At 35.2% G+C, this 8653-nt stretch carries 8 protein-coding genes; 5 read left to right on the plus strand and 3 right to left on the minus strand.

Features of this window, described 5'->3' with window-relative positions; all coding sequences use genetic code 11:
- Positions 1-559 precede the first annotated feature (559 nt).
- Positions 560-1513 carry a hypothetical protein gene (locus HOG71_14795; GenBank protein MBT5992115.1) on the plus strand — a complete coding sequence of 318 codons (954 nt, stop codon included), beginning with the start codon at positions 560-562 and terminating at the stop codon, positions 1511-1513.
- A 4-nt stretch (positions 1514-1517) separates the two neighbouring features.
- Here the strand turns inward: HOG71_14795 and HOG71_14800 are convergent, their stop codons facing one another.
- Positions 1518-2207: a prolyl oligopeptidase family serine peptidase gene (locus HOG71_14800; protein ID MBT5992116.1), complete on the minus strand. Its 690-nt coding sequence runs from the start codon at positions 2205-2207 to the stop codon at positions 1518-1520.
- Entirely contained in the window at positions 2204-3796 is a 1593-nt protein-coding gene (locus tag HOG71_14805; protein MBT5992117.1) for a PQQ-like beta-propeller repeat protein, read from the minus strand. The genes HOG71_14800 and HOG71_14805 overlap by 4 nt, the downstream gene beginning before the upstream one ends.
- A 166-nt stretch (positions 3797-3962) precedes the next feature.
- On the opposite strand from HOG71_14805, the gene HOG71_14810 reads away from it, so the two are divergent.
- From HOG71_14810 to HOG71_14820, 3 genes are all read left to right on the plus strand, one after another.
- Positions 3963-5153: a T9SS type A sorting domain-containing protein gene (locus HOG71_14810; GenBank protein MBT5992118.1), complete on the plus strand. Its 1191-nt coding sequence runs from the start codon at positions 3963-3965 to the stop codon at positions 5151-5153.
- Between the two features lie 307 nt (positions 5154-5460).
- The gene (locus tag HOG71_14815) at positions 5461-5868 is read left to right on the plus strand and encodes a hypothetical protein (protein MBT5992119.1); all 408 of its coding nucleotides are present in this window, start codon (positions 5461-5463) and stop codon (positions 5866-5868) included.
- Between the two features lie 141 nt (positions 5869-6009).
- Entirely contained in the window at positions 6010-7818 is a 1809-nt protein-coding gene (locus HOG71_14820) for a hypothetical protein (GenBank protein ID MBT5992120.1), read from the plus strand.
- Positions 7819-7825: 7 nt separating this feature from the next.
- Here the strand turns inward: HOG71_14820 and HOG71_14825 are convergent, their stop codons facing one another.
- A complete protein-coding gene (locus tag HOG71_14825) occupies positions 7826-8404 on the minus strand; it encodes a DNA-3-methyladenine glycosylase I (GenBank protein MBT5992121.1) in 579 nt (192 codons plus the stop codon).
- Positions 8405-8534: 130 nt separating this feature from the next.
- Between HOG71_14825 and HOG71_14830 the strand changes: the two genes are divergently transcribed.
- Positions 8535-8653 (plus strand): DUF1846 family protein (locus HOG71_14830; GenBank protein ID MBT5992122.1); only part of this gene is annotated, 119 nt, incomplete at its 3' end.

The following is an 8653-nucleotide window of genomic DNA, read 5'->3' on the forward strand; positions in this document are numbered from 1 at the left end:
ATATGTAATTTGGTTGCTGTAATAATATTTTTTTTACAAATATAAAAAATATAAATTTTGGCAGCAAATATGTTTTGCTGCCAAAATAAATATTTAAAAAAACTGCAATTTGTTATGATAATAAATACATGTAAAGTGTTTTATATGGGAACAAGCAAGAAGCAAATTAAAAGCAATGAAATGATTCTTATCTTTAAAATTAATAAAAACTATTGGGATCACTGCATTAAGAAAAATATGCCCGCCTGACCTGTCTTTCGGGCAGACCCGCCTGAATGACATAGTCGGGCAGGCTTTTCCGAAGGCAAGGTCTGAAGTTACAGACCATTCATTAACTTGTTTTTTGAAGTATTATATTATCTGAATGACTCAGTATCAGGCTGATATCATTATCAAATCGATAGTTCGGATTATTAGAAAAGTTCGATATTTGTCCTGTCCCCGCTACAGCGTTCACCGAAGCTTAAGCGAAGGTGAACGTTCTTCTTTCAGCCCTATCTTAATAAATAAAAACATCTTCTCTGTTTCATTTCGTATATTCGAATAAACGAATTTTGTCATGAAAAATCTTGCTATTGTTTTTATCCTTCTTTTTTCTTCCGTTTTTTTAATCAATTGTGATCCTGAACCAAATCCAAGCTATCCAGTTGTTAGTCGCGAATCTAAAATTCCGGATGACGTGACAAAACGCGATTCTGCAAGTGATAATCATCCACCAATTATGCATTCAAGCGAATTTGAAAAGCCAGTTGCTTTAGCCCAAACCGTTAATACTGCTGGAGCAGAAGACTCCCCATTTATTACAGCTGATGGACAGTCGCTCTATTTTTTCCTTACACCTGATGTTCGGATTTTACCAGAAAAACAATTATTGGATAGTGTTACGGGTGTTTGGTTGTCGAAAAAAGAAAATAATGTTTGGACAAAAGCAGAAAGAGTATGGTTGCAAGATGTTGTAAAACTAGCGCTGGATGGTGCTGTTTGTGTCCAAAACAACGAAATGTGGTTTGCATCAGCACGTGAAGGATTTACTGGAGTTAATATGTTTACTGCTGAAAATATTAGTGGAAAATGGAAAAACTGGACATATTGCGGAGACAAACTGATGAAAAATTTTGAAATAGGAGAAGTCCATCTGCATGGAGATGATCTCTACTTTCACTCAGGCAGAAATGGCGGTAAAGGAAACTATGACATTTGGGTAAGCACCCGAACCGATACAAGTTGGTCTGACCCAATTGCTATAGATTCTGTGAATACTTCAGAAATAGATGGCTTTCCTTACATCACACCAAATGGAAATGAATTATGGTTTACTCGGACATATTTAAGAACTCCTGCCATTTATCGTTCAAAGAGGGTGAACAATAAATGGTCTTTTCCAGAACTTATTGTTTCTCAATTTGCGGGAGAACCTACATTAGACAATGAAGGAAATCTGTACTTTGTTCATCATTATTTTGAGAACTCAGTGATGATAGAGGCCGATATTTATAGGGCGAAGAAGAAATAATTAATTATTTCCCCTTTTGTTGATCCAGCAACCAGGTATAGAGTTCTGGCATTCGATAAACACGAATAAGTTGGCCATGCCCCCAATTTGGATATTCATTTAGGTTGATGTAGTAACCTCCACAGTTTTGCACCGCTTCCAGCATTTTAGTTGATTCGGAAAAAGGTACAGCTTTATCGAGTTTACCATGAAAAAGCCAGATAGGAAGGTCTTTCACTTCACAAGCATAGTTGGTATTTCCTCCTCCGCAAACAATGGAGGCAGCTGCCAGTTTTTTATGATATTTTCCAGCATAATCAAACGCTCCATATCCGCCCAAGCTCATTCCACTTACAGAAATTTTGTTGCTATCTATTGTATAATGAGCCAACATATAGTTCACCACAGCATCAACTTTATCTGGATTCCATGAGCTATTCGGTTTTAATTGGGGGGCAACAATCACAAAAGGAATATTCATCCCCCTTTTTATTTCATAAAGAGGGCCATATCTCAATACCCGATTCAAATCCGTACCACAAAGACTTCTACCGTGTAGAAAAATAAATAATGGGAAATTTTGACTAGAGTCAGTGTAAGTATCTGGCAAATAAACCCAAAATGGATATTCTGTGCTATCCTTTACCGTATACATTTGAGAATATCCTTGCTGAACGAGCAAGGCAATAACTGCTATGATGATGAGTTTTTTCATTCAATTGAAAAACAAAAAATCTTGTTTCCCCTTCCGGCCAACACTATCTTATTATCCCAGGCAACTGGTGAAGCTTCAAAATTCACACTCATAATGCGTGAGTCAAGCAGTTTACCGTTGCTTCCATCAATCAAATACACATAGCCATCAGAGTCTGCTGTGAAAATATACATATTCCCAAATTCATCGTATAAGTCCAAAGGCGAAGACCAAGAAAAACTCTTTAGGCTATACCGATAAACGATTTTACCTGTTTTCTTGTTTAGTGCAATAATTTCTCCTTCGTATTTTTTGGGATAATGAGCCATCGATATAATGATCAAATCTTTTGCCTTGTGTTTTCCAAGCAAAGGAGTAGCTAACATTCCGCCATTTACAGGATTTTTGCCCCGCTCAGAGTAGCACTTGAATTTTCTTTCCCATTCAATATGTCCATTAAAACCATCGAATTTTCTAAAATAGCTGTATCCACTATTTCCTTGCAAGTCAACTTCATTACCAGTATAAACAAATGGCTTTCCATATTCTTCTTCGATTACTACAGATGCATCTGTATCATCATCAACAAAATAGCTCCATACGGGTTTGTTTTTTTGCAAATCAACACATATTAAATTGCCATCGTTATCCGTTACATAAGCCAGATTACGACAAACAGCCATACTGCTTTCAATACCATATCGCCTGCTTTTATCTGTTTTATATTTGAATCGATTTGGTTTTGGAATCGAGTCGGCTCTAGAAAAATCCAGCATTTGTTGGTAAATCAAACCATTTTCACCAGGCCAATACAATGTATTATTCTCTTCATCAACCAAAGGCGAGCTATCGAAAGCTGTCCAACCGCGAGGTGCAAAAATCTCTTTTCCTGTTCGGTGCAACAACGTTTTATGATTATTCAAATCAAAAATCATCATTGCACAATTTCCTTTCACAGGAATACCTTGTCCCACAAAAAGTAATGGTATTTCTCCGGGACGTATGCTCACGCTTCCTTTTATTGGATTTGTTGTGGCAATGGACTTTCGACTTGCTTTACCACTTTCCAGATCTATGAAATAAACTTGTTTGGCTAAGGAACCAATAATCACCTCTTTAAACTCCGATTGCTTTTTATATTTTGCATCCAAATACTTGAATTTCTGCTTCATACTATCAGGCCACTGAACAATTGATGCCTGACCAGTCCATCCGGCTCCACCTCCCCATGATCTGTTTTTATATCCTTTTGATGTATCTCTTTGGGTATAAAACACCCATTCGTTTACAATTTTAGTGGGCTTGTATTTTATGTTTCCTTTTGCTGCAAAATCTCGATGAGGGCCTCCTCTGAAAGTCAGAATACCAAAGTCACTATAATACGCTTGATTTAACAGAATTTTGTTCTTAACAGCAAACTGACTATCCAGTTCATAAGAGGTGTTTAAATCGTTTGGGATTTCAGGAATTTCAAAAGGCTCAAACAATCCAAATTGACTATTGGATGACAGTTCAAAATCTGCTGCCTCTTCAAAAATCTGTATTGTTCTAATTTGAAAGATATATAATACCGGCAGGAGTAGTAATATTAGGAGACTTTTTTTTAGCATGTCGGCTATTATGCATTAACAACACACAAATATATTCATTGTACTGCATTTGTCAACTATTTTTAGGGCGTAATTAAATTAAAAAAAGTATTTCGCTGAATTTGAAAAATAGAATCTTTTGGCAACTATTCCCAATTTTCACGATCTTCGGGCTCAAACAAAACCAATGAAAAAGCTCATTCTTATATTTTTAGTCTACCTGCTCTGTTCTCCTCATTCTTTTTCACAACAATGGGAAGATCTTGCAACGCTTTCAAACCCCGCAAATCTGCCTCAAATGACCGCAGCAAATGGAAAAATTTATGTGGTATCGGGCATTGCAAGTGGAGAAAATCCTGCTATTCAGGAATATGACCCTACAACAGATACATGGACTGCAAAAGCAGTAATTCCCAAAGGTTGTTATTGGTCGTCAGCCATTTCGGTAGCTGGAAAAATCTACGTTATGGGAGGAGGCCATCCGTATCCGGGTCAAAAATATAATTTCATTTATGATCCTGTAGCCGACACATGGACACAAGGAGCAGAACTTATTGATGGACGGATGTATCATTCCGCAGCCAGTGCAAACGGAAAGATTTACTTGATGGGTGGACAAAATGGAGACAATAAAACAGAATGGTACTTTGATGAATATGATCCTGTTACCGATAGTTGGACAAGAAAAGCACAGCTTCCAAATAATGGAGCCTGGTATAGTGGAGCCACTGGAATGGGAAATTACGTATATCGAATTGCTGGTGGAGGAAGTAGCATCCACTTAACTCGCGATCATTTTGATCGATATAACATTACAACTGACAGTTGGGATGTATTAACTGCTTTCAGAACGCCAATTCATGCCCCAAAAGCTGTAAATTATAAAGGAAATATCATTTTGATTGGAGGTTACTCAAATGGCTATATCGATTCTATGTTTTCATATGATGTTGTAGCAGACGAATGGTCTGCAATGGACTTAAGTCTTCCAGACGCTCGTTCCTATCATAGTGCAGCAGTTATTGATGAGTGCATTTATGTGTATGGTGGGCATAATGATGCTTTAAAAGGAACTTTAATTCGTCATTGTGATCCTAATCTTGGTATTGAAGAAAAGCTATCATCAAATCTACATATTGATATTTATCCAAATCCAATAAAAGAAGTTCTTAGTTTAACAATCAATTCAATTAGTTCCTCAGAAGCAAGTATAATTATTACGAATATGATTGGTGATATCTGTTTCTCAGAAAGAATTACCATAAAAGCAGGCAATAATAATCAAAGAATAAGACTTTCTGAACTACCAAGTGGCATTTACATGGTAAGTGTTATTGTTGTTGGGCAAATTGTGAATTCCTTATTTGTTAAGTATTAGTTTGAATTAGGATAAAAGACAAATTGTTTTTCAAAAAACTACATTGTAAAGTACCCTGAAATATGGATTAGCCAAAATCTATAACTGATAGCTAATCATTTTCTTCATTTATGGTTTCCCTTGTAAGTGTTATTTTGGGGCACAATTTCTTCGAACAAAAAAGCAAATTGATATGAAAAACTTTTGAAACGTTTAAGCTGTTTATATGCCGTTATTTATAATTGGTCTATTTTAGATTATAATGTGTAAATTCGCATTTGATTATATATCAATTTGTTATATAATAAGAACTCTCTAAAACAGAAAAATGAGCATAGAAACAAACAACGATTGTACTATAACTGGTTCCAAAAATTGGTTATTAACACTAAACACAAGTCAAGATGCTGCAACATGTAATGCTGCAGATTCAAATCCTGATCAAAAATGGAAACTGCAAGCTTCAGGCATCGTAAATCAATATACTATAAGCATCCCAAAATCAGATGGCACTTTGCTTTATCTTTCAAACAACGATGAAAGAGTTTCCTCATCTCCATATAATTGGATTGTGGAAGCATCAGGTTCAAATTATACTATAACAGAAAGTGATGGAGGTGGTAAGTGTCTAACAGAAGGCCCTGTTGAAAATGAAAAACCTAAACTTGACAATAAGAATAATAGCGATGATCAAAAATGGACATTTGTTTTTAGTCATAGCATTCCCAACTTCTAATTATTGAATCAAATTAAGCAATACATGCTGAAGTAACAAAAAGAGATAGTATTGTGCTTAAGAATCAAGGATAAAATTAGAACCACTAGCCTGACAATTACTCAGGCAAGTGGTTCTAATACTAAATTCAATTTTAATCATATGAAGTTAATTTCTGCATTTCTTTTAACTTATTTACTCTTTTTTGCCTCGTCTTCATTATACCCTCAGTCCAATTCTGGTAAAATTAATCAACCAATTACTCTTGAATACCTTGAAAACGTACAGAATATTAATAGCCTTGATGGCTTGCATCTGAGTGATTCTTTTTCACTTTTATACGAAACACAAAACAACATATGCAAAAGTCTACGATCTACAATACTCAAGGCTCGATTTCTGAATTCACTTGGACAATATGACAAAAGTTTGCAATTATGCCTGAATGCTTTAAACAACTTTAGTTCTGCATGTGATAGCAATCGTTATATTAAAATTCATCATTTATTAAGTACTGTTTATCTGAACTTAAAAGAATACAAAACAGCTGATTCCATATGTCAAAAAGCACTTAGCAACTATAATGTAAGCTGGGCATTAGCCGATACCAAATGCAAATTATTCATCAATGCTGGAATTGCAAATTCGTATTTAGGCAAAATAGAAGAGGCATTTTACTATTTTAAAAAAGCTATGGAAATAGCTGAACAAAATAATCTATCTGAAATACAGGAACTTTCATATAGTAGTTTGGGCACCTTGTATGCAATGACAGGCCAGATGGATAGTGCTGCATATTTCATTCAGAAAACAATTCCTTTAGCAATGGCAAATCGCCATTTCCAAATGCTTGGTGAATTGTATAATAATCTGGCAGGTTTACTTGAAGATAAAACCATGGCATTAACCTATATGGATTCTGCAATATATTATGCCAACAAGTTTAAGGATTTGAATCATGTTATTAATTATTATGGAAACAAGGCTTTAGCACTCAAAAGATTGAATCGATTTGAAGAAGGATATGAAGCACTTTACAACGTATCATTATGGAAAGACAGTCTATTTGCCAAAGAGAAGGTTTTAGCATTTACAGAGTTCCAGGAAAGTTTTAAAGCTGAAAAAAAAGCGCGCCAAATACAAGAGCTTCAGTTGGACAAGCTTAACCTTGAAATCCAACAGGTTAAAGAACATAAAAGAACTAAGATTTTGCAATTAAGTATATTGTTTGTTTTAATCCTATCAATTGGCTTATACAGTCGACTGGATTTTATAAGACGATCAAGAAAAATACTTCAAATCGAAAAAGACAGATCAGAAGAGTTGTTATTGAATATATTGCCCAGCGATGTTGCGGAAGAATTAAAAACCAAAGGCTATGCAGATGCAAAAGAGTTTGAAAAAGCTACTATATTGTTTACTGATTTCAAAGGTTTTACATCAATAAGCGAAAAAATGACTGCTTCTTCTTTGGTTAATGAAATCAATAGCTGTTTTAAAGTATTCGATGGCATCATGGAAAAATACAAAATTGAAAAGATCAAAACAATTGGAGATGCATATATGGCAGCTGGGGGCATGCAAGACCTTTCCATGAATTCCGTTAAAAACACAGTATTGGCGGCACTTGAAATGCAAGAATTCATTACCAGTAGAAAATTGGAGAGAGAGGCATTAGGAGAACAGGCGTTTCAAATGCGTGTAGGAATTCATACGGGGCCTGTAGTAGCTGGAATAGTTGGGGTGAAAAAATTCCAATACGACATATGGGGCGATACTGTAAATACAGCATCCCGAATGGAAAGTAATGGCGAAGCAGGTAAAGTAAACATCAGCCAGACAAGCTATGAATTACTGAAAGACTTGCCAGCCAGCAATGCAGGTAAACCTGATTTTAAGTTTGAAAGCCGTGGTAAAATTGAAGCAAAGGGTAAAGGGGAAATGGAGATGTGGTTTGTAAACAAATACTAATCTGATTTTATTCAGATAGTTTATCTACTTCAAAATACCTGAAACAATCAATTTCATGATCATTCACCATGCCAGCTGCTTGCATAAAAGCATAACAAATAGTCGATCCAACAAACTTAAATCCTCGCCTTTTTAAGTCTTTACTCATGGCATCTGATTCAGCGGTTTTAGCTGGAATTTGTTCCATTTTAGTCCAAGCATTAATACGGGTAGATCCACCTGTGAACTGCCAAATATATGTATCAAAAGAACCAAATTCTTGTTGGATATCCATAAATAATCGGGCATTATTAACCGCTGCATAAACTTTAAGTTTGTTCCTAATTATTCCTGAATCATTTAGTAATGCATCTATTTTGTTCTGATCATAGCATGCAATTTTCTGATAGTCAAAATCATCAAATGCTTTGCAAAAATTGTCACGTTTATTAATAATTGTCTGCCAACTTAAGCCGGCCTGAAAAGCATCCAAAATTAAAAATTCGAATAGTTTCCTGTCATCATGCAGAGGCACACCCCATTCCTGATCATGATAGGCTTCCATAAGTGAATTCCCCAAACACCATTTACACTTATTCGTTTTCATCTTTTTGCATTTAAACTTCTTATCAACATTTTTCCCCCAACAAACTTATAGTAATTTTTATATACATGTTTTTACCTATTTTTATATGCTTATTGTTCCCACTAATTGCTTTCATAATTAATAAAAACACATGAAGAAAATCGGATTTGATACAGACAAATACTTAAACGAACAAAGCAAGAAAATTCACGAAAGAGTGGCAAAATTCGAGAAACTCTATCTGGAGTTTGGCGGAAAACTTTGCTATGA

The sequence above is a fragment of the Bacteroidota bacterium genome (assembly GCA_018698135.1).
GTDB lineage: Bacteria > Bacteroidota > Bacteroidia > CAILMK01 > JAAYUY01 > JABINZ01.

Bases quoted from the DNA above. Each gene is read 5' to 3' on its own strand.
- HOG71_14795 (MBT5992115.1), top strand. From the start codon at position 560: ATGAAAAATCTTGCTATTGTTTTTATCCTTCTTTTTTCTTCCGTTTTT.
- HOG71_14800 (MBT5992116.1), bottom strand. From the start codon at position 2,207: ATGAAAAAACTCATCATCATAGCAGTTATTGCCTTGCTCGTTCAGCAA.
- HOG71_14805 (MBT5992117.1), bottom strand. From the start codon at position 3,796: ATGCTAAAAAAAAGTCTCCTAATATTACTACTCCTGCCGGTATTATAT.
- HOG71_14810 (MBT5992118.1), top strand. From the start codon at position 3,963: ATGAAAAAGCTCATTCTTATATTTTTAGTCTACCTGCTCTGTTCTCCT.
- HOG71_14815 (MBT5992119.1), top strand. From the start codon at position 5,461: ATGAGCATAGAAACAAACAACGATTGTACTATAACTGGTTCCAAAAAT.
- HOG71_14820 (MBT5992120.1), top strand. From the start codon at position 6,010: ATGAAGTTAATTTCTGCATTTCTTTTAACTTATTTACTCTTTTTTGCC.
- HOG71_14825 (MBT5992121.1), bottom strand. From the start codon at position 8,404: ATGAAAACGAATAAGTGTAAATGGTGTTTGGGGAATTCACTTATGGAA.